Raw genomic sequence first — 19,992 nt, forward strand, 5'->3', positions numbered from 1 at the left:
GGGCGCGGCTATAGTAAAAGCTTCGACAGTTCAAAGCTTTAAGGCAATTCTGAAAAAATCTGCACATCCTCCAAGACTTGCCCGAATCCCGCAGGCTGCGATCTTTTGATCTTGCTTTGAAAGATCAAAAGATCGCAGCCTGCGGGGGGTTAGTCAGCGCTCATTGATCAGGCAACCTTCGCCTCTTTCTTCAAGCTGTCCATATCAATCACGAAGCGATATTTCACATCGCCCTTGAGCATCCGCTCATACGCCTCGTTGATGTTCTGGATGTCGATCATTTCGATGTCCGACACGATGCTGTGCCTGGCGCAGAAATCCAGCATCTCCTGGGTTTCCTGAATCCCGCCAATCAACGAACCTGCCAGGCTGCGGCGTTTGAAGATCAGGTTGAACACCGAAGGCGACGGGTGCGGGCTGTCCGGGGCGCCGACCAGGGTCATGGTGCCGTCGCGTTTGAGCAGGTTGAGGAACACGTCCAGATCGTGCGGGGCAGCAACGGTGTTGAGGATGAAATCCAGGCTGTTGGCGTGTTTGGCCATTTCATCCGGGTTTTTCGACACCACCACTTCATCAGCGCCCAGGCGCAGACCGTCTTCGCGTTTTTTCGGCGAAGTGGTGAACAGCACCACATGCGCGCCCATGGCATGAGCGATTTTCACCGCCATGTGCCCAAGACCACCGAGGCCGACCACACCGACTTTTTTGCCGGGGCCGACTTTCCAGTGATGCAGTGGCGAGTAGGTGGTGATACCAGCACACAACAGCGGCGCGACGGCCGCGAGGTTGGCATCGCCGTGGGAAATGCGCAGAACGAATTTCTCTTTGACGACGATATTGTCCGAGTAGCCACCGAAGGTATTTTCACCACCGAACACCGGGCCATTGTAGGTGCCGGTGAAGCCATTCTCGCAGTATTGCTCGTCGCCTTCGGCGCAGGACGCGCAGTGTTGGCAGCTGTCGACCATACAGCCGACACCGGCCAGATCGCCCACTTTGAATTTGCTGACGTTGGCGCCGACCGCAGTCACCCGCCCGACAATCTCATGGCCCGGCACCGATGGGTACAGGGTGTTGTGCCATTCGTTACGCGCCGTGTGCAGGTCGGAGTGGCAAACGCCGCAGTAGAGGATATCGATCTGAACATCATCAGCGCCGGGGGCGCGACGTTCGAAGGTGAATGGCTTGAGCGAGTCCTTGGAGCCCTGCGCGGCGTAGCTGTAGGTCTTGGTCATTACGATCGCCTTTTGAGTCGGATGTTGAATACAAGAGGAGTAGCGTAGTTGCTGAAACGTTCAACTGAATGATCGTGGCGGCTCATTCGATGGCCGGCCGCCATGAAACCCTGGCGGCCGGGTAACTACGCTTTGCGCACAGGATAAGACGCGGGCAGGTGGGGCCGATGGCTGCATCCTGCCGATCTATTGCCTATTCCTGTCGGATTGGGTCGGCGTCATTCCCCAATCGGTGCTCCGCAAATAGGCCTGCATCAGCCCAGTCGCATTGACAGTTCAATGTCGTGCGCAAACGGCACGGACAGATAACCGTTCTGCGGCGCACGCACGTAAGCCAGGTATTCAGGGCAATAGTCCGTGTTATCCGCAACCACCAACGCGCCCGGTTTCAGGTGTTTTTCGACCAGGCTCAACACGTCGCCGTACAACGCCTTGGCGCCATCGAGCAGAAGCAAATCGATGGACGGCGGGAGATCGGTAGCCAGGGTCAGAAGCGCATCACCTTCGCGAATCTGTACCAGGTCGCTGACGCCTCCTTCGACGAAGTGATGGCGCGCCAAGGCAATCTTCGACGGCTCGAATTCGCTGCCGATCAGCACGCCGCCGCCGTTGTCCCGTAACGCTGCCGCCAGGTGCAGGGTGGACAGGCCGAACGAGGTGCCGAACTCGACGATTGCCTTGGCGTTTACATTGCGCGCCAGCATGTACAGCAGCTTGCCGGTGTCGCGTGAGACTGGCAGCCACAGGTCTTTGAGCAGCCCATAGAGAGCCAGGTAGTCGGTCTTGCTGTGCATCAGGCGGTCGCGTTCTTCGCCAGACACCGTGTCCAGTATCGGGCTGGTGGCGGCGCTGGCTTGGGTGTAGAGGCGTTCGATCAGGCTCGCCAATGGCTCAGTGGTCAAGGTTGTCATGATTGCTTTCCGTCAGAGGGGGATTAAAATGCGACTGATTCATCGCATTTAAATGATGCGAGAGATTCACAACCTCCGCTATTCGCGTTTCCCCTCGACGCCCGAGCCGCCCATGACCGACCGCCAGACCGCCCGTATTTCCTCACGCAAACAGCCGCAGCAGGCACGCTCCACTGATCTGGTGGCGGCGATTTTGCAGGCGGCTATTCAGGTTTTGACCGAGCAAGGCGCCACCCGTTTTACCACCGCACGGGTCGCGGAAAAGGCAGGCGTGAGCATCGGCTCGCTGTACCAGTACTTCCCCAACAAGGCCGCGATCCTGTTCCGCTTGCAGAGTGATGAATGGCTGCACACCACGCAGATGCTGCAGCGGATCCTGGAAAACCTCGAAGAACCACCATTGCATCGCCTGCGCACATTGGTGCATGCGTTCATTCGTTCGGAGTGCGAGGAAGCACAGATGCGCGGCGCGCTGAACGACGCGGCACCGCTCTATCGCGATGCACCCGAGGCCCACGAAGTGCGCGCGGCAGGACGGCAGATCTTCGCCGCCTTCATGCTTGAATTGCTGCCGGAAATCGGCGAATCAGCGCGCACAGCAGCCTGCGATCTGATCCTGACCACACTCAGTTCCGTGGGGAAAGACTTTTCCGGCAGCCCGCGTAACGAGGTGCAAATCACTGTGTGCGCCGACGGGTTGGCGGACATGTTCAGCGCTTATATTGGGGTGCTTAATCAGCGGGATGATGTGCAGGCGTTGACGCCAGAAAAAGTTGTCGTTACGCCGCCGCCCACTGCTCCAGATTGAACGCCAGGTTGCGCTATTCAAGAGCCGCTACGGCTCGATAGCAGAGCAGCAGGATTATCTTTCTGCACTCAAAAAACGGAGAAGATTGATTGGAAACATCAAGGATCGAGGGCTGGAAATGAGCATTTTCAGGCGCATCAAAACCTTCGTAGCGCGTAGTCCGAAAGAGCAAATCGTCGGTTACTCAGTGCCCGAGTTGAGGTCAGTCTTTACTGAGCCTTTATTACACTTGACTCGACCTCTGCCTGACTATCCGCAAGCGCTGGATCTGAAGGGCGCCGGTGTCCCGGCCTACTACTCAGCTTTTTTAATCGCAGTGGAAGACGCTGATGAATTTGCGGCGCTCGTCGAATCGAATTTCAATTGGGTGGCTGAAAAATCATTCAACGACCACCCCGTAAAACGCTATTCAGATACCCAAAAAAAAGAGCACCTGATCTATTTCAAATCCGACGCAGAATTCAATGCCACGACGATTCGTTTGGTGACGAATAGCATCGATTTTCTAAGCATTATCCAAGGTATGAGATTGACCGTTCCGCCGCCGTGGATCGCGTTTGAGGGGTACAACGCTGCTTGGTGGGGCGGCAATATGCAAGGTGCTCAGGGGTATTACAACGACAACTACTTCTTTCCCTTTTTCAGTCGATTGAGTGATTCGCAAAGGCAGGCGTATTACGTGAGGTTCGAAGCTGCCAATGCATGGATTGAAAGCCTGGAGGGGATGTGACGATGAGTGAGATTGCCGGGGTCTGCTTCGCAGCCCAACGGGGACAAGTCCCCTCGCCACAAGGTGATTGGCAAATTCAGATAATGTGTTGGCTGTACGAGCATTCGCAGACAAAAAGCCCACTGACCGTTGCCGCTTCAGTGGGCTTTTTACTGCGCTACCAAGAGCCATAGGGAATGCCAAATTTGTAGATGTAGGCTTTGGATTCGTCCGAAAGAAAATAATACTCACCATTTGTCTGGCCCCTGTACGGGCCTTCAGGGTTGATGGTGCCTTGGACGCGGGTCACTTCGGTTGATTTCAGGCAGGGGGCACCCAGCCAGACTTTGGCGATACCGCCAGGTGCCAGGCCAACAATCAGTAGCTTTCGGTAATCGGTGATCCATTTGCCATCTGCACCACAAAAGGCCCGTTCGCCTTTGAGCATGGTGATTCGAGCTGATTCCGGGATCTCGATATACGCCTCATAGGTTTGCGGCTCGGCCAGCGATTGCCAGCGTACGTAGATCAAACGAGGGAGAGCGGCACCTATTACACGCTTGCCCTTTCCTCTCGGATTTTCATGCCATCCCCCAGGTTTGCCTCTGAACTCAGGCGGTATTCCTTTACTCAATGCGCGTGGATATCCGATTGCCGGAACGCCGCTGCCTTTGCCGCGAAACACATACTCATGGATATCGACGACATCAGCGGTCTCAATCCAGACCTCCATATAGTCCGGTGAAAAAAATCTGAGGCTCCAGGCGTCATAAGGTAGTGAATGCCCAGCTCTCGTGGTGCATCCCCCTATGAGTAGTGCAAGCAACATTACAACGCTTTTCTTAAACATTAGGATGTACCACACGCTTATGGTTTTCGGCTGGCCTTCAGCTGTTTCGTCGCTCGTCCTTAAGCTCAGAGAGAAAGAAAAATGCGTTGGCCGGGCCATGGCGGTTCCGGGCAAACACAGGTTGCCGGGCACGCTAACAAGGCGAAGAAAGGATTGATGTAGGACCAGTCTAGAAGTGGGGTCAGAAACTTCCGTATTTCAGAATGTTGCAGACAGCGCCCACAAAAAAGCCCACTGACCATCTCCGGGTCAGTGGGCTTTTTACTGCAATCGCCTGCACCAGATTGCACTGCGTTAACCCGTCGGCCCATGCTGGAAAGTAGCGGACTGCATCACGCGATTTTCACTGTTGGCTAATCGACCGCCACGCCGCGTCTGCCAGAAAATCCCTGTACTCACTCGGGCTCTTTTTCACCCTTGCGGAAAGCCAGGCGCGGGAATAGCTGTCCGCGGCGCCGATGATGAGCGAGGGCAAAAGCTCTGCGGGAATATGGCTGAAATGCTCTTTGCGCCCCTCGATGCCTAGCCATTCCATCAGTTGTCTGTTGCGCTGCTTGTTGCGTGAAAGCAACTCATCCTTGAACGGGCCGCTTGAGACCGCGAAGCGACTTTGGTAAACGAATCGCGCCCAATCCGGCTGCTCGCTGACCCATTCAACATAGCTATGGACCAGCGCCACGACGCCTTCCTGAGCAGTGTGTGCCTTATGCAAATAACTGTCTCGAAGCGTGCCCTGATCCTCCAGCGCCGCAAAAAAAAGCGCGGCAACGATGCCTTCCTTGCTGCCGAAGTGGTGATAGATGGCGCCCACGCTGGTATCGCACTGTGCGCGGATGGTTTCGATATTCGTCGCCTCGATACCCACCTCGTTAAAGCAGGCCAGCGCCTGTCGCAGAATGCTGCGCTTGAGCTCGGAGCGCCTGCCGGGGAACGTACGCTCGATCAGATCGTTTGAGTGCATGAAGAGAATCGCCAAATCAGCGGAGTTTAAAGGTACATCGGTTAGCAGAGAAAGCGCTGCTTGACAGCCTTCGAATATACAGAATATTGTTCCGTTACAGAATATTATTCTGCCAACCAATCACGAGGGTATCCCATGAGCCAGGCTCTAAGCATGTTCAACAGTGTCGGTCCCGCTGCGTTCAGCCAGCTGGCGTGCCAAATGGCACCGTACTTCAGCACCATCTCCCCAGAGATTTCTGAGCTCAGTCCAGGCCACGCAGTGGTCAATGTGCCGTTCCGTAAGGAAATCACCAATCACCTGGCCTCGGTGCACGCCATTGCTCTGTGCAACGCTGCCGAATTAGCGGGAGGAATGATGACCGACGTTTCCATCCCCTCAGGCGCCAAATGGATTCCCAAAGGCATGACTGTCGAATACCTGGCGAAGGCCAAGTCAAGCATCCGCGCCGTCGCAGAGGGTGGGGACATTGATTGGAAAACCGCCGGTGACAAGGTTGTCGCGGTTGATATTTTCGATGAGAGCGGTACGAAGGTCTTCACTGCAAAAATCACAATGAACGTGAAGATTGCCTAGGCCTGTATTACGTATGGTATGACGATGAGTGGGATTGATGGGGTCTGCTTCGCAGCCCTACGGGGGCGAGCCCCCCACCACAAGTAACTGCCCACTTGCTGCATTGCCTGAAGCGCTGAATCCCGGGCACAAAAAAGCCCACGAACCGTCACCGGTTCGTGGGTTTCCTGATCAGGCTTCTGGTTACAGAGCCATGTCACTCGCAGCATTTGCCTTCGGCGCTTTACCAGCATCAGCCGGAGCAGCAACCGGAGCCGCCGCCTGAGGGATCGCTGGCGGTGGAGTCAGCTGCAATACCTTGGCGGTATAGGCCCACTCTTCAGCCACTTTCTCAGGGCTGCCATTCAGCTGGGTGCCGTAGCTAGGCACGATCTGGTGCAGTTTTTCCTGCCACGCTGGCGAAGCAACCTGGTCCTTGAAGACCTTCTGCAGCACGCTCAGCATGATCGGTGCGGCGGTCGATGCGCCTGGGGAGGCGCCCAGCAGGCCGGCGATGCTGCCGTCGGCGGAGGCGACGATTTCGGTGCCCAGTTTCAGCACGCCACCGGCCGCTTCATCACGCTTGATGATCTGCACGCGTTGGCCGGCTTGCCACAGGCGCCAGTCTTCGGCTTTGGCGTTCGGGAAGTATTCCTTCAGCGCGTTCATGCGGTCTTCGTCCGACAGCATCAGTTGGCCAGCCAGGTACTCGACCAGCGGGTACTCCTTGATGCCGACCTTGGTCATAGGCCAGATGTTGTGGGTGGTGGTGCTGGTCAGCAGGTCCAGGTACGAGCCTTCCTTGAGGAACTTGGTGCTGAAGGTCGCGAATGGGCCAAACAGGATCACGCGCTTGCCGTCCAGGACACGGGTGTCCAGGTGCGGAACCGACATTGGCGGTGCGCCAACCGAGGCTTTGCCGTACGCCTTGGCCAGATGTTGCTCGGCGATGGTCGGGTTATCGGTCACCAGGAACGAGCCGCCAACCGGGAAGCCTGCGTATTCCTTGGCTTCAGGAATGCCGGACTTCTGCAGCAGGTGCAATGCACCGCCGCCCGCGCCGATGAACACGAACTTGGCGTCGGTTTCGGTTTTGGTGCCGTCTTTGAGGTTTTTGTAGCTGACGCGCCAGGTGCCATCGGCGTTCTTGGTGATGTCCTGTACTTCGCTGGACAGCTTCAAGTCGAACTTCGGCGTGGTTTGCAGGTGAGCAACGAACTGGCGGGTGATTTCGCCGAAGTTCACGTCGGTGCCGATCGGGGTCCAGGTGGCCGCGATTTTCTGGTTCGGGTCACGCCCTTCCATCATCAGCGGGACCCACTTCTTGATCACGGCCGGATCTTCGGAGTACTGCATGCCGGCGAACAGCGGGCTCGCTTGCAGGGCTTCGTAGCGTTTTTTCAGGAACTTGATGTTGTCATCGCCCCACACAAAACTCATGTGTGGCGTGGAGTTGATGAACGAGCGCGGGTTTTTCAGGACGCCCTGCTGCACCTGCCAGGACCAGAACTGACGGGAGATCTGGAAAGCTTCGTTGATTTCAACGGCCTTCGGGATCTGAACCTTGCCGTTCTCGTCTTCCGGGGTGTAGTTCAGCTCGGCCAACGCGGAGTGACCAGTACCGGCGTTGTTCCAGCCGTTGGAGCTTTCCTGGGCGACGCCATCGAGGCGCTCGACCATTTCCATGGACAGGTCCGGTTGCAGCTCGTTGAGCCACACACCGAGGGTTGCGCTCATGATGCCGCCGCCAATCAGCAGCACATCAACTTTCTTTGCCTCTTCCGCGTGAACGGAGGTGATCCCCATCGACAAAGTCAGCCCCAGCAGGGCTGTGTTCAGTTTCTTAAACATCTGTAGCACCTATGATAAAACGCCATCCGCCCTGCCCCTCCTCGATCATGAAACCCTGGTTCACAGCGTGCAGGCAGCAGGCTGTGGGCTTTGCATTCACAAGGATGAGAGAGTGGGCACACAAGGCCGACGTGACTCCATCGACCTCAGTTTATATGTCCCTACTGAACTGACTTCTTATCATTATTGGCTTCAGCTACTTGAGCGACATTGATTCCGCCGGCGCGCCTCAGGGGCACGCAAACTGAATGGTCTAACCAAGTTGGCGCGAAGAATATCACGACACGGCAAACCCGCGCGTCTGTTCGCGACCCGGCAGTTCCGGTTTGTCGGCTTCGTGGTGAAAAACCTGATGCGGGCTCAGCGGTCTGCTTATAGACCTTCAAAATAAAAGCCATCAAGATTGTTACTCCCACATTGACCGCATTTTCAATATTCGAGGAAGCGTTATGGATTGGCTGCCCCACATCACCGTCGCGACCATCGTCGAAGACAACGGCCGCTTCCTGATGGTCGAGGAACTCAAGGGCGCACGAGCGGTACTCAACCAGCCCGCCGGTCACCTGGACCCGAACGAAACCCTGATCGAGGCCGCCATACGCGAAACCCTTGAGGAAACCGGCTGGGACGTCGAACCGACTGGCGTCACGGGGATTTACCTGTACACCGCGCCGAGCAACGGCGTGACTTACCAGCGGGTCTGCTTCACCGCCAAAGCCCTGAAACACCACCCGGATTATCAACTGGACGACGGCATCGTCGGCGCCAAGTGGCTGACCCGCGACGAATTATTGGAACAGCGCGACAACTGGCGCAGTGAGCTGATCATCCGTTGCATCGATGATTACCTGGCCGGCAATCACTTCAGTCTCGAACTGATCCGTCCTTCTCTTTAGCCTTGTGAGCTGCGGCCTGCTAGAATCGCGTCCTTTTTCAAGACACTCATTGAATCCCTATGCGTGATCCAGCCCCTTCTGACACACCAAAGAAGCGCGTCATTGTCGGCATGTCCGGCGGCGTGGATTCTTCCGTTTCCGCCGTTCTGCTCATGGAGCAGGGTTATGAGGTGGAAGGCCTGTTCATGAAGAACTGGGAAGAAGACGATGGAACGGAATACTGCACCGCCATGGACGACCTGGCGGACGCCCAGGCCGTGTGCGACAAGATTGGCATCAAGCTGCACACCGCCAACTTCGCCGCAGAGTACTGGGACAACGTGTTCGAGCATTTCCTGGCCGAATACAAGGCCGGCCGCACGCCGAACCCGGACATCCTGTGCAACCGCGAAATCAAGTTCAAGGCGTTCCTCGACTACGCCATGGTGCTGGGCGCCGACCTGATTGCCACCGGCCACTACGTGCGCCGCCGCGACATCGACGGCCGCACCGAGCTGCTCAAGGGCCTGGATCCAAACAAGGACCAGAGCTACTTCCTGCACGCCGTCGGCGGTGAACAGATCGCCAAGACCCTGTTCCCGGTCGGTGAGCTGGAAAAACCCGAAGTGCGTGCCATCGCCGAGAAACACCACCTGGCCACCGCCAAGAAAAAGGATTCCACCGGGATCTGCTTTATCGGTGAGCGTCGCTTCAGTGACTTCCTCAAGCAATACCTGCCGGCCCAGCCAGGCGAGATCAAGACCACCGAAGGTGAAGTCATTGGCCGTCACCACGGCCTGATGTACCACACCATCGGTCAGCGTCAGGGCCTGGGCATCGGCGGCCTGAAAGATGCCAGCGACGAGCCGTGGTACGTGCTGATCAAGGATCTGGAACACAACGAGCTGATCGTTGGCCAGGGCAACGATCACCCTTACCTGTTCTCCCGCGCCCTGCTCGCCTCTGACATCTATTGGGTCAATCCGATTGATTTGACCGAGCCGCGCAAGCTGACCGCTAAAGTCCGCTATCGCCAGGGCGACCAGCCCTGCACCCTGGAAAAAACCGCCAACGGCTATCGCGCCACCTTCGATGACCCGCAACGCGCAGTCACTCCGGGCCAGTCCGTGGTGTTCTATGACGGTGAAATCTGCCTCGGCGGCGGCGTGATCGAAGTCGCCGAGCCGTGGAGCAGCAAGGCATGAGCCCGACTCAGGAGCAATTGACGGCACTCGGCGGCGTGTTTCTCGCCGCCGTGCTGGTCGACCGCATCGCCAAGAGCGGCCAGACCAGCGAAGCCGGCCTGAGCTGCATGCTCGGCAGCCTGCTGATCCGCGACCCCAAGGACACCCTTGAGGTGTATGGCGGCGACGACCTCAACCTGCGCGAAGGCTATCGCGCGTTGATCGGCGCCCTGGAGCGCGATCCCAGCACCCTTCAGCGCGAACCACTGCGTTATGCGCTGGCGATGCTCGGTCTTGAGCGGCAACTGGCCAAGCGCGACGACATGCTGAACGTGATCGGCAAGCGCTTGCCGCAGATTCAATCTCAGGTCGAACATTTCGGCCCCGCTCACGAAAACGTGATCGCGGCTTGTGGCGCCCTGTATCAGGACACCTTGAGTACCTTGCGCCAGCGGATTCAAGTCCACGGCGACATGCGCAACCTGCAGCAACCGAGCAACGCCTCGAAGATCCGCGCCCTGTTGCTGGCCGGGATTCGTTCGGCGCGCCTGTGGCGACAGTTGGGCGGTCACCGCTGGCAATTGGTGATCAGCCGGCGCAAGTTACTCAAAGAGCTTTACCCGTTGATGCGCAACGAATAAGTCGTATCGGCAAACTCTTACACCGTGTTACGCGTAATACGCCGGTCAGTTGGCGACGGACCGGCGGATTTTTTCATGTATGATACGCGCCCCATTTCGTTGCCCGACTGTCCGAGAACACCCCATGCAGCTTTCTTCGCTCACTGCGGTTTCCCCTGTTGACGGCCGCTACGCCGGCAAAACCCAGGCCCTGCGCCCAATTTTCAGCGAGTACGGCCTGATCCGTGCCCGTGTTCTGGTTGAAGTGCGCTGGCTCCAGCGCCTGGCCGCTCACCCTGGCATCAGCGAAGTGCCGGCGTTTTCCGCCGAAGCCAACGCGGTGTTGAACACCCTGGCTGACAACTTCGCTCTGGAGCACGCCGAGCGTGTCAAAGAGATCGAGCGCACCACCAACCACGACGTCAAAGCCATCGAATACCTGCTCAAGGAGCAGGCGGCCAAGCTGCCGGAACTGGCCAAGGTCAGCGAGTTCATCCACTTTGCCTGCACCAGCGAGGACATCAACAACCTGTCCCACGCCCTGATGCTGCGCGAAGGCCGTGATGACGTCATGCTGCCACTGATGCGCCAAACCGCTGAAGCCATCCGCGAACTGGCCATCCGTTTCGCTGACGTGCCAATGCTGTCGCGCACCCACGGCCAACCGGCCTCCCCGACCACTCTGGGTAAAGAGCTGGCGAACGTGGTTTATCGTCTGGAGCGCCAGATCGCCCAGGTCGCTGCCGTTCCGCTGCTGGGCAAGATCAACGGCGCTGTCGGCAACTACAACGCACACCTGTCGGCCTACCCTGAGATCGACTGGGAAGAAAACGCCCGCGCCTTCATCGAAGACGAGTTGGGCCTGGGCTTCAACCCGTACACCACGCAGATCGAACCGCACGACTACATCGCCGAGCTGTTCGACGCCATTGCGCGCTTCAACACCATTCTGATCGACTTCGACCGCGACATCTGGGGCTACATCTCCCTGGGTTATTTCAAACAGCGCACCATTGCTGGCGAAATCGGTTCGTCGACCATGCCGCACAAGGTCAACCCGATCGACTTCGAAAACTCCGAAGGCAACCTGGGTATCGCCAACGCACTGTTCCAGCACCTGGCCAGCAAGCTGCCGATCTCCCGCTGGCAGCGCGACCTGACCGACTCCACCGTACTGCGCAACCTCGGCGTGGGCTTTGCCCACAGCGTGATCGCGTACGAAGCCAGCCTCAAAGGCATCAGCAAACTGGAGCTCAACGCGCAGAAGATCGCCGCTGACCTGGACGCTTGCTGGGAAGTGCTGGCCGAGCCGATCCAGACCGTGATGCGTCGCTACAACATCGAAAACCCGTACGAGAAGCTCAAAGAACTGACGCGCGGCAAGGGCATCAGCCCTGAAGCGCTGCAGACTTTCATCGATGGCCTGGACATGCCAGCTGCGGCCAAGGCCGAGCTGAAACTGCTGACCCCGGCCAACTACATCGGCAACGCTGTAGAACAAGCCAAACGCATCTGATCGACCGCTGCACCCGTTTGAGACGCCCGGCAGCGCCGGGCGTTTTTATTCCCGTCTGAAAAGTGCTTTTTTTCAATAGGTTACACATGAATCCTGATATTCCTCTTCAACTTCTGGGCGGCATCACGGCGCGCGAATTCCTGCGCGATTACTGGCAGAAAAAACCGCTGCTGATCCGCCAGGCAATTCCTGATTTCGAAAGCCCGATCGATGCCGACGAGTTGGCCGGTCTGGCGCTGGAAGAAGAAGTCGAATCGCGCCTGGTGATCGAACACGGCGAGCGCCCTTGGGAACTGCGTCGCGGCCCGTTCGCCGAAGACGAATTCAGCAAACTGCCGGAAACCGAGTGGACCCTGCTGGTTCAGGCCGTTGACCAATTCGTGCCGGAAGTCAGCGAGTTGCTGGAAAATTTCCGCTTTCTGCCGAGCTGGCGTGTCGATGACGTGATGATCAGCTACGCCGCCCCAGGTGGCAGCGTCGGTCCGCACTTCGACAACTACGACGTGTTCCTGCTGCAAGGTCACGGCAAGCGCAACTGGAAAATCGGCCAGATGTGCGACTCCGAGAGCAAGCTGCTGCAACACGCAGACCTGCGCATCCTCGCCGAATTCGAAGCGAGTGAAGAATGGGTGCTGGAACCGGGCGACATGCTCTACCTGCCGCCACGCCTGGCCCATTGCGGGGTTGCGGTTGATGAGTGCATGACCTACTCGGTGGGCTTCCGCGCGCCGAGCGCCGCTGAAGTGCTGACGCATTTCACCGACTTCCTCAGCCAGTTCCTGACGGACGAAGAGCGTTATACCGACGCCGACGCCGTGCCGGCCGTGGACCCGAACCAGATTCAACACGACGCCCTCGACCGCCTCAAAGCCTTGCTGGCCGAGCACATGAGCGACGAGCGCCTGTTGCTGACCTGGTTCGGCCAGTACATGACCGAGCCCCGCTACCCGGAACTGGTAGTCGGCCCGGAAGAAGTCGAAGAAGAAGACCTGCTCAGTGCACTGGAACAAGGCGCGATCCTGATCCGCAACCCAAGCGCACGCATGGCCTGGTCCGAAGTCGATGACGATTTGCTGCTGTTCGCCAGCGGCCAGAGCCGCTACCTGCCGGGCAAGCTGCGCGAGCTGCTGAAAATGATCTGTGCCGCCGACGCCCTGCACACCGACAACCTCGGTGAATGGCTGAACGACGAGGACGGTCGTGGCTTGCTGTGCGAACTGGTCAAGCAAGGCAGCCTGGGGTTTGCTGATGAATAAAATCCACGTTCGTGTCGCAGACTGGCAAAAGGACATCGCCGAGATCCGGCGCATTCGTGAGACGGTGTTCATCGCCGAGCAATCTGTTCCACCTGAACTGGAATGGGATGCCGATGACGCGACAGCGGTGCACTTCCTCGCGTTCGAAGGCGACTTTCCGATTGGTACCGCCCGCCTGCTGCCCGATGGTCACATCGGCCGGGTGTCGGTCCTCAAGGACTGGCGCGGGCTGAAAGTCGGTGATGCGCTGATGCAAGCGGTGATCGGCGAAGCCGAGAAGCGCGGGCTGAAGCAGCAGATGCTGAGCGCGCAAGTGCAGGCCACGGCGTTCTATGAGCGCCTGGGTTTTACCTTGGTCAGTGAGGAGTTCCTGGAAGCAGGGATTCCGCATGTGGACATGGTGCGGCACTCGGCCTAGCCCTTGCCACAAAAACAGCCTGTGAACACCATCGAATCGCCCCGCCATCCTTGGATGCCGGGGCGTTTTGCTGTCTACGATTCAACTTGCCCCACCCCGGGCCGACAAACTGGCAATATCAAGACTTTAGAAAGCGGAGATAACGGACATGTCCCTACGCACCCTGCTCACCACGCTGCTGCTGACCTGTAGTTTTTCGGTCATGGCCGCCACCGAGATTGTGCCCCTGAACTACCGCACCAGCGCCGATTTGCTGCCGGTGGCGCAGAATTTCATTGGCAAGGATGGCCAGGTCAGCGCCTACGGCAACCAGCTGATCGTCAATGCCGAGCCCGGCAAAATCGACGAACTCAAAGCCCTTCTCGCAAAGCTCGACACCGCCCCCAAACGCTTGCTGATCACCGTTGATACCAATGAAAACAACGTTCAGGGCGATCAGGGTTACTCGGTAAACGGCGCCGCGCCGAGCCAGACGCGCATCATCAATCGCAGCACCGACAGTCGCGACGGTGGCATTCAGCAAGTTCAGGCCAGCGAAGGCACACCGGCGCTGATCCAGGTCGGCCAAAGCGTGCCGCTGACCAGCACCCAGACCGACACGTACGGTCGCCTGCAGAGCCAGACCAACTATCGCAACGTCACCCAGGGGTTCTACGTGACCGCCAGCGTCACCGGTGACACCGTCCACCTGGCCATCAGCACCAACCGTGACCGCATGAGCCAGGAACGTCCCGATGTAGTGAATGTGCAAAGTACCGACACAACTGTCACGGGGCGCCTCGGCGAGTGGATCACCCTGGCCGGCGTGAATCGTGAGACTCAGGCCGATAAACAGGCGCTGACCCGCAGCTACTCTACTCAGGGCCGGGATGACATGACGTTGCGGGTGAAAGTCGACACTTTGGACTAAAGCACCAAAAACTGACCGATTAGTCGTATTAGACCAAAGATGTAGTGCTTGAAAAAAAGCACTACAAAACGTTTGACGAGGCAAAAAAGCAGAGGCATGATGGCCTCGCTCCCGCTAATCAGAGGCCCTGGCAAGGGCCTTCGAAGCGCTGCCCGCACCCACCCCCGCGAGCCGTTTCGTGTCTGTACCGCCCACAAGGTGTGTTTGACGAGGTTGCCGACTGGAACGAAGTTGTCCCGAGGGACGGAAGCGTATTTAGGTAACCCGGCACACACCTGATGTTCACATGAAGGCCCACGATGCCCGAATGCGCTCGCCAGCCCGCCCTTACCTGCTCACTTCCCCTCGAGCCCATCGTTCATCCCGTCGCCAATCCCGCCGAATCCGACTTGACCGCCTAAGCTTCTGGTCAGCGAGCAGCCATCTACGCCATGCGTATCTGGCAGGAGCAGGAACTCTCCACCCAAGACCTATGCGACGAGGTTTATCTCCATGGCACTGACACGCGAACAGCAAATTGCAGCCCTCGAAAAAGACTGGGCTGAAAACCCACGCTGGAAAGGCGTGACACGCGCTTACTCCGCTGCTGACGTCGTCCGCCTGCGTGGCTCGGTTCAACCTGAGCACACCTTTGCAAGACTGGGCGCCGAGAAGCTGTGGAACCTGGTGACCCAGGGTGCCAAGCCGTCCTTCCGCCCTGAGAAAGATTTCGTCAACTGCATGGGCGCCCTGACCGGCGGCCAGGCTGTGCAACAAGTCAAAGCCGGTATCCAGGCGATCTACCTGTCGGGCTGGCAAGTTGCTGCGGACAACAACTCCGCCGAATCGATGTACCCGGACCAGTCGCTGTACCCGGTGGACTCGGTTCCAACCGTGGTCAAGCGCATCAACAACTCGTTCCGTCGTGCTGACCAGATCCAGTGGAAAGCCGGCAAAGGTCCGGGCGACGAAGGCTACATCGATTACTTCGCGCCAATCGTGGCTGACGCCGAAGCCGGTTTCGGCGGCGTATTGAACGCCTACGAGCTGATGAAAAGCATGATCGAAGCAGGCGCCGCCGGCGTTCACTTCGAAGACCAACTGGCTTCCGTGAAAAAATGTGGCCACATGGGCGGCAAGGTACTGGTTCCAACCCAGGAAGCCGTACAGAAGCTGACCGCCGCCCGCCTGGCCGCTGACGTGGCCGGCACGCCGACCATCATCCTGGCGCGCACCGATGCCAACGCCGCTGACCTGCTGACGTCGGACTGCGACCCATACGACCAGCCGTTCGTGACGGGTGAACGTACCCAGGAAGGCTTCTACAAAGTACGCGCCGGCCTGGATCAAGCCATCGCTCGCGGCCTGGCCTATGCCCCGTACGCCGACCTGATCTGGTGCGAAACCGCCAAGCCGGACCTGGACGAAGCGCGTCGCTTCGCTGAAGCGATCAAGAAGGAATACCCGGACCAACTGCTGTCGTACAACTGCTCGCCTTCCTTCAACTGGAAGAAAAACCTGGACGACGCGACCATCGCCAAGTTCCAGCGCGAACTGTCCGCCATGGGCTACAAGCACCAGTTCATCACCCTGGCCGGCATTCACAACATGTGGCACAGCATGTTCAACCTGGCGCACGACTACGCCCGCAACGACATGACCGCCTACGTGAAGCTGCAAGAGCAGGAATTCGCTGACGCCGCCAAGGGTTACACCTTCGTGGCTCACCAGCAGGAAGTGGGCACCGGCTACTTCGACGACATGACCACCGTGATTCAGGGCGGCACGTCTTCGGTCACCGCGCTGACCGGTTCGACTGAAGAAGAACAGTTCCACTGATCTTCGCCTGAACAAACGGCCGTTGCGGACCGGATAGACAGCTAACCGCAACGTCGCACCTCTGACGCCCCGACTGGTTCGGGGCTTTTTTTTGCCCATGATTCAGCACACACCACAAAACCCACAGAGGGATGCATCAGCCTTCAAAATTATGCAAAAGTCATTGATCCAGAGCAGCGCCACCCTCAGAAAAATGCGCTAAAACGACCTCACCCGCTACTTGCAGTAACACGCATATAAGACAACTTTCCGGCCACCACCCCGTTAATCAGTTTAAAAACCCCTGCAAACAATATTGATTATCATTTAGCTACAACTATGTTCGTTACATTTCCCACAAAACATAATTCATCAAATGCCGGCTAATGCCCGGACCGCATGGGCTGCAGAGCTTTGGAGGTGCGCTATGTCCTTATTCCAATAAATAATTTCGCTATAGGAATTTTACTTGCTCGGTGTTTAGCCATAAAATCACCGCGATTGATTGCTGCGACATATCGTCACTGCTTTGTTTCTATCAAGCTCAGAGACCTTTGCTCTCTGTTAAGGATTACCAGCATGCCCGAAGCGACAGGACTCATGGCCCACAACTGGGGCTTTGCCATTTTCCTTCTGGGCGTCGTCGGCCTCTGCGCCTTCATGCTCGGCGTCTCCAGCCTCCTTGGGTCAAAAGCCTGGGGCCGCAGCAAAAACGAACCGTTCGAGTCCGGCATGCTACCCACCGGTGGCGCCCGCTTGCGGCTCTCAGCCAAATTCTATCTGGTCGCGATGCTCTTCGTGATCTTCGACATCGAAGCCCTCTTTCTCTTTGCCTGGTCTGTGTCCGTCCGCGAAAGCGGCTGGACCGGATTCGTCGAAGCTCTCGTTTTCATAGCAATTCTGTTGGCAGGTCTTGTCTACCTGTTCCGAGTGGGCGCCCTTGACTGGGCTCCGGAAGCTCGTCGCAAGCGGCAGGCGAAGCTGAAACAATGAGGCTTTGGCAATGCAATACAATCTCACCAGGATCGACCCCGATGCTCCTAACGAGCAGTATCCGATTGGCGAACGGGAAACCGTTTCCGATCCGTTAGAAGATCAAGTTCACAAAAACATTTTCATGGGCAAGCTCGAAGACGTGCTTAACGGCACGATCAACTGGGGGCGCAAGAACTCCCTGTGGCCGTACAACTTCGGTCTTTCGTGCTGCTACGTGGAAATGACCACCGCCTTCACGGCGCCCCACGACATCGCGCGCTTTGGCGCCGAGGTTATCCGGGCATCGCCGCGCCAGGCGGATTTCATGGTTATCGCCGGGACCTGCTTCATCAAGATGGCGCCGATCATTCAGCGTCTCTACGAGCAGATGCTCGAACCGAAGTGGGTCATCTCCATGGGTTCGTGCGCCAACTCCGGTGGCATGTACGACATCTACTCCGTCGTTCAAGGGGTGGACAAGTTCCTGCCCGTGGACGTCTACGTGCCTGGCTGCCCGCCCCGCCCTGAAGCTTTTCTGCAAGGCTTGATGCTGTTGCAGGAGTCGATTGGACAGGAGCGTCGTCCGCTTTCCTGGGTCGTTGGCGATCAAGGCGTGTACCGCGCCGAGATGCCTTCGCAAAAGGAACAGCGCCGCGAACAGCGAATCGCAGTCACCAACCTGCGCAGCCCCGACGAAGTCTGATCCAGATCTGCTTCTTTCATAGAACGAGACACTGGCTTCATTCTTTACGTTGACCCAAAGCGATAAAATAACCATGACTACAGGCAGCGCTCTGTACATCCCGCCTTATAAGGCAGACGACCAGGATGTGGTCGTCGAACTGAACAACCGTTTTGGCCCCGAGGCGTTCACCGCCCAGCCTACCCGCACCGGCATGCCGGTGCTTTGGGTTGCCCGCGCCAAACTCGTCGAAGTCCTGAGCTTCCTGCGCAACCTGCCCAAGCCGTACGTCATGCTCTATGACCTGCACGGCGTGGACGAGCGTCTGCGCACCAAGCGTCAAGGGCTGCCAAGCGGCGCCGACTTCACTGTGTTCTATCACTTGATGTCGATCGAACGTAACAGTGACGTGATGATCAAGGTCGCCTTGTCCGAGAGCGATCTCAGCTTGCCGACCGTCACCGGTATCTGGCCGAACGCCAACTGGTACGAGCGTGAAGTATGGGACATGTTCGGCATCGACTTTGCCGGCCACCCGCACCTGACCCGCATCATGATGCCGCCGACCTGGGAAGGTCACCCGCTGCGCAAGGACTTCCCGGCCCGCGCCACCGAATTCGACCCGTTCACCCTGAACCTGGCCAAGCAACAGCTTGAGGAAGAAGCCGCGCGCTTCAAGCCTGAAGACTGGGGCATGAAGCGTTCCGGTCCGAACGAGGACTACATGTTCCTCAACCTCGGCCCCAACCACCCTTCTGCGCACGGTGCGTTCCGCATCATCCTGCAGCTGGACGGTGAAGAGATCGTCGACTGCGTGCCCGACGTCGGCTACCACCACCGTGGTGCCGAGAAGATGGCCGAGCGTCAGTCCTGGCACAGCTTCATTCCGTACACCGACCGTATCGACTACCTCGGCGGCGTGATGAACAACCTGCCGTACGTGCTCTCGGTCGAGAAGCTGGCCGGTATCAAGGTGCCCGAGAAGGTCGACGTCATCCGCATCATGATGGCCGAGTTCTTCCGGATCACCAGCCACCTGCTGTTCCTGGGTACGTACATCCAGGACGTCGGCGCCATGACCCCGGTGTTCTTCACCTTCACCGACCGCCAGAAGGCGTACACGGTGATCGAGGCCATCACCGGTTTCCGTCTGCACCCGGCCTGGTATCGCATCGGTGGCGTCGCCCACGACCTGCCGCGCGGCTGGGAAAAGCTGGTCAAGGACTTCGTCGAATGGATGCCAAAGCGTCTGGACGAGTACCAGAAAGCCGCACTGGACAACAGCATCCTGCGTGGCCGGACCATCGGCGTCGCCGCCTACAACACCAAGGAAGCCCTGGAATGGGGCGTCACCGGTGCCGGCCTGCGTTCGACCGGTTGCGATTTCGACCTGCGTAAAGCGCGTCCGTACTCCGGCTACGAGAACTTCGAATTCGAAGTCCCGCTGGCGGCCAATGGCGATGCCTACGACCGTTGCATCGTGCGCGTCGAAGAAATGCGCCAGAGCCTGAAGATCATCGAGCAGTGCATGCGCAACATGCCGGAAGGCCCGTACAAGGCGGATCACCCGCTGACCACGCCGCCACCCAAAGAGCGCACGCTGCAACACATCGAGACCCTGATCACGCACTTCCTGCAAGTTTCGTGGGGCCCGGTCATGCCGGCCAACGAATCTTTCCAGATGATCGAAGCGACCAAGGGCATCAACAGTTATTACCTGACGAGCGATGGCGGCACCATGAGCTACCGCACCCGGATTCGTACCCCAAGCTTCCCGCACTTGCAGCAGATCCCTTCGGTGATCAAAGGCAGCATGGTCGCGGACTTGATCGCGTACCTGGGTAGCATCGATTTCGTTATGGCCGACGTGGACCGTTAA

General features: G+C 58.1%; 19 protein-coding genes. 14 read left to right on the forward strand and 5 right to left on the reverse strand.

Going from position 1 to position 19,992, the window contains the following annotated elements:
- Nucleotides 1–167: 167 nt before the first annotated feature.
- Complete coding sequence (locus POF45_RS05205; RefSeq protein ID WP_282315257.1) at nucleotides 168–1,235, reverse strand: NAD(P)-dependent alcohol dehydrogenase; 1,068 nt, start codon at nucleotides 1,233–1,235, stop codon at nucleotides 168–170.
- 254 nt (nucleotides 1,236–1,489) lie between these two features.
- Nucleotides 1,490–2,146, reverse strand: a complete 657-nt coding sequence (locus POF45_RS05210) for an O-methyltransferase (RefSeq protein ID WP_259494941.1) — start codon at nucleotides 2,144–2,146, stop codon at nucleotides 1,490–1,492.
- A 112-nt stretch (nucleotides 2,147–2,258) separates the two neighbouring features.
- Between POF45_RS05210 and POF45_RS05215 the strand changes: the two genes are divergently transcribed.
- Both POF45_RS05215 and POF45_RS05220 read left to right on the forward strand, forming a co-directional pair.
- A complete protein-coding gene (locus POF45_RS05215; RefSeq protein ID WP_282315258.1) occupies nucleotides 2,259–2,954 on the forward strand; it encodes a TetR/AcrR family transcriptional regulator in 696 nt (231 codons plus the stop codon).
- Nucleotides 2,920–3,684 (forward strand): hypothetical protein, encoded by a 765-nt coding sequence (locus tag POF45_RS05220; protein WP_282315259.1) that lies wholly within the window; start codon nucleotides 2,920–2,922, stop codon nucleotides 3,682–3,684. The genes POF45_RS05215 and POF45_RS05220 overlap by 35 nt, the downstream gene beginning before the upstream one ends.
- A 157-nt stretch (nucleotides 3,685–3,841) precedes the next feature.
- On the opposite strand, the gene POF45_RS05225 is transcribed toward POF45_RS05220, so the two are convergent.
- Nucleotides 3,842–4,513 carry a DUF2931 family protein gene (locus tag POF45_RS05225; protein WP_282316004.1) on the reverse strand — a complete coding sequence of 224 codons (672 nt, stop codon included), beginning with the start codon at nucleotides 4,511–4,513 and terminating at the stop codon, nucleotides 3,842–3,844.
- Between the two features lie 343 nt (nucleotides 4,514–4,856).
- The gene (locus tag POF45_RS05230) at nucleotides 4,857–5,474 is read right to left on the reverse strand and encodes a TetR/AcrR family transcriptional regulator (protein ID WP_259494943.1); all 618 of its coding nucleotides are present in this window, start codon (nucleotides 5,472–5,474) and stop codon (nucleotides 4,857–4,859) included.
- A 135-nt stretch (nucleotides 5,475–5,609) separates the two neighbouring features.
- Between POF45_RS05230 and POF45_RS05235 the strand changes: the two genes are divergently transcribed.
- Nucleotides 5,610–6,050 carry a hotdog fold domain-containing protein gene (locus POF45_RS05235; protein ID WP_282315260.1) on the forward strand — a complete coding sequence of 147 codons (441 nt, stop codon included), beginning with the start codon at nucleotides 5,610–5,612 and terminating at the stop codon, nucleotides 6,048–6,050.
- Between the two features lie 183 nt (nucleotides 6,051–6,233).
- Here the strand turns inward: POF45_RS05235 and mqo are convergent, their stop codons facing one another.
- On the reverse strand, nucleotides 6,234–7,880 hold the full coding sequence (gene mqo, locus POF45_RS05240; RefSeq protein WP_259494946.1) for a malate dehydrogenase (quinone): 1,647 nt from the start codon (nucleotides 7,878–7,880) through the stop codon (nucleotides 6,234–6,236).
- A gap of 449 nt (nucleotides 7,881–8,329) precedes the next feature.
- On the opposite strand from mqo, the gene POF45_RS05245 reads away from it, so the two are divergent.
- The 11 genes from POF45_RS05245 to nuoC all read left to right on the forward strand — a co-directional run bounded on the left by POF45_RS05245 (nucleotide 8,330) and on the right by nuoC (nucleotide 19,992).
- Nucleotides 8,330–8,776, forward strand: a complete 447-nt coding sequence (locus tag POF45_RS05245) for an NUDIX hydrolase (RefSeq protein WP_282315261.1) — start codon at nucleotides 8,330–8,332, stop codon at nucleotides 8,774–8,776.
- A 59-nt stretch (nucleotides 8,777–8,835) separates the two neighbouring features.
- Nucleotides 8,836–9,960, forward strand: coding sequence for a tRNA 2-thiouridine(34) synthase MnmA (gene mnmA, locus POF45_RS05250; protein ID WP_282315262.1), 1,125 nt, complete (start codon nucleotides 8,836–8,838; stop codon nucleotides 9,958–9,960).
- Nucleotides 9,957–10,580 carry a high frequency lysogenization protein HflD gene (hflD, locus tag POF45_RS05255; RefSeq protein WP_259494952.1) on the forward strand — a complete coding sequence of 208 codons (624 nt, stop codon included), beginning with the start codon at nucleotides 9,957–9,959 and terminating at the stop codon, nucleotides 10,578–10,580. The genes mnmA and hflD overlap by 4 nt, the downstream gene beginning before the upstream one ends.
- Nucleotides 10,581–10,704: 124 nt before the next feature.
- Nucleotides 10,705–12,075 carry an adenylosuccinate lyase gene (gene purB / locus POF45_RS05260; protein WP_090185637.1) on the forward strand — a complete coding sequence of 457 codons (1,371 nt, stop codon included), beginning with the start codon at nucleotides 10,705–10,707 and terminating at the stop codon, nucleotides 12,073–12,075.
- Nucleotides 12,076–12,161: 86 nt separating this feature from the next.
- Entirely contained in the window at nucleotides 12,162–13,331 is a 1,170-nt protein-coding gene (locus POF45_RS05265) for a ribosomal protein uL16 3-hydroxylase (protein ID WP_259494954.1), read from the forward strand.
- The gene (locus tag POF45_RS05270; RefSeq protein ID WP_259494955.1) at nucleotides 13,324–13,749 is read left to right on the forward strand and encodes a GNAT family N-acetyltransferase; all 426 of its coding nucleotides are present in this window, start codon (nucleotides 13,324–13,326) and stop codon (nucleotides 13,747–13,749) included. Before POF45_RS05265 ends, POF45_RS05270 begins: the two co-directional genes overlap by 8 nt.
- A 148-nt stretch (nucleotides 13,750–13,897) precedes the next feature.
- On the forward strand, nucleotides 13,898–14,659 hold the full coding sequence (locus tag POF45_RS05275) for a secretin N-terminal domain-containing protein (protein ID WP_282315263.1): 762 nt from the start codon (nucleotides 13,898–13,900) through the stop codon (nucleotides 14,657–14,659).
- Nucleotides 14,660–15,151: 492 nt separating this feature from the next.
- A complete protein-coding gene (gene aceA, locus POF45_RS05280) occupies nucleotides 15,152–16,477 on the forward strand; it encodes an isocitrate lyase (protein ID WP_259494959.1) in 1,326 nt (441 codons plus the stop codon).
- Between the two features lie 558 nt (nucleotides 16,478–17,035).
- Nucleotides 17,036–17,449 (forward strand): NADH-quinone oxidoreductase subunit A, encoded by a 414-nt coding sequence (locus POF45_RS05285; RefSeq protein WP_003223812.1) that lies wholly within the window; start codon nucleotides 17,036–17,038, stop codon nucleotides 17,447–17,449.
- A 10-nt stretch (nucleotides 17,450–17,459) separates the two neighbouring features.
- Nucleotides 17,460–18,134, forward strand: coding sequence for a NuoB/complex I 20 kDa subunit family protein (locus tag POF45_RS05290; RefSeq protein WP_008146035.1), 675 nt, complete (start codon nucleotides 17,460–17,462; stop codon nucleotides 18,132–18,134).
- 73 nt (nucleotides 18,135–18,207) lie between these two features.
- Complete coding sequence (nuoC, locus tag POF45_RS05295; protein ID WP_259494960.1) at nucleotides 18,208–19,992, forward strand: NADH-quinone oxidoreductase subunit C/D; 1,785 nt, start codon at nucleotides 18,208–18,210, stop codon at nucleotides 19,990–19,992.

Source organism: Pseudomonas fungipugnans, from assembly GCF_029955235.1.
Lineage (GTDB): Bacteria > Pseudomonadota > Gammaproteobacteria > Pseudomonadales > Pseudomonadaceae > Aquipseudomonas > Aquipseudomonas fungipugnans.

Bases quoted from the DNA above. Each gene is read 5' to 3' on its own strand.
- POF45_RS05205 (WP_282315257.1), bottom strand. From the start codon at position 1,235: ATGACCAAGACCTACAGCTACGCCGCGCAGGGCTCCAAGGACTCGCTC.
- POF45_RS05210 (WP_259494941.1), bottom strand. From the start codon at position 2,146: ATGACAACCTTGACCACTGAGCCATTGGCGAGCCTGATCGAACGCCTC.
- POF45_RS05215 (WP_282315258.1), top strand. From the start codon at position 2,259: ATGACCGACCGCCAGACCGCCCGTATTTCCTCACGCAAACAGCCGCAG.
- POF45_RS05225 (WP_282316004.1), bottom strand. From the start codon at position 4,513: ATGTTTAAGAAAAGCGTTGTAATGTTGCTTGCACTACTCATAGGGGGA.
- POF45_RS05230 (WP_259494943.1), bottom strand. From the start codon at position 5,474: ATGCACTCAAACGATCTGATCGAGCGTACGTTCCCCGGCAGGCGCTCC.
- POF45_RS05235 (WP_282315260.1), top strand. From the start codon at position 5,610: ATGAGCCAGGCTCTAAGCATGTTCAACAGTGTCGGTCCCGCTGCGTTC.
- mqo (WP_259494946.1), bottom strand. From the start codon at position 7,880: ATGTTTAAGAAACTGAACACAGCCCTGCTGGGGCTGACTTTGTCGATG.
- POF45_RS05245 (WP_282315261.1), top strand. From the start codon at position 8,330: ATGGATTGGCTGCCCCACATCACCGTCGCGACCATCGTCGAAGACAAC.
- mnmA (WP_282315262.1), top strand. From the start codon at position 8,836: ATGCGTGATCCAGCCCCTTCTGACACACCAAAGAAGCGCGTCATTGTC.
- hflD (WP_259494952.1), top strand. From the start codon at position 9,957: ATGAGCCCGACTCAGGAGCAATTGACGGCACTCGGCGGCGTGTTTCTC.
- purB (WP_090185637.1), top strand. From the start codon at position 10,705: ATGCAGCTTTCTTCGCTCACTGCGGTTTCCCCTGTTGACGGCCGCTAC.
- POF45_RS05265 (WP_259494954.1), top strand. From the start codon at position 12,162: ATGAATCCTGATATTCCTCTTCAACTTCTGGGCGGCATCACGGCGCGC.
- POF45_RS05270 (WP_259494955.1), top strand. From the start codon at position 13,324: ATGAATAAAATCCACGTTCGTGTCGCAGACTGGCAAAAGGACATCGCC.
- POF45_RS05275 (WP_282315263.1), top strand. From the start codon at position 13,898: ATGTCCCTACGCACCCTGCTCACCACGCTGCTGCTGACCTGTAGTTTT.
- aceA (WP_259494959.1), top strand. From the start codon at position 15,152: ATGGCACTGACACGCGAACAGCAAATTGCAGCCCTCGAAAAAGACTGG.
- POF45_RS05285 (WP_003223812.1), top strand. From the start codon at position 17,036: ATGCCCGAAGCGACAGGACTCATGGCCCACAACTGGGGCTTTGCCATT.
- POF45_RS05290 (WP_008146035.1), top strand. From the start codon at position 17,460: ATGCAATACAATCTCACCAGGATCGACCCCGATGCTCCTAACGAGCAG.
- nuoC (WP_259494960.1), top strand. From the start codon at position 18,208: ATGACTACAGGCAGCGCTCTGTACATCCCGCCTTATAAGGCAGACGAC.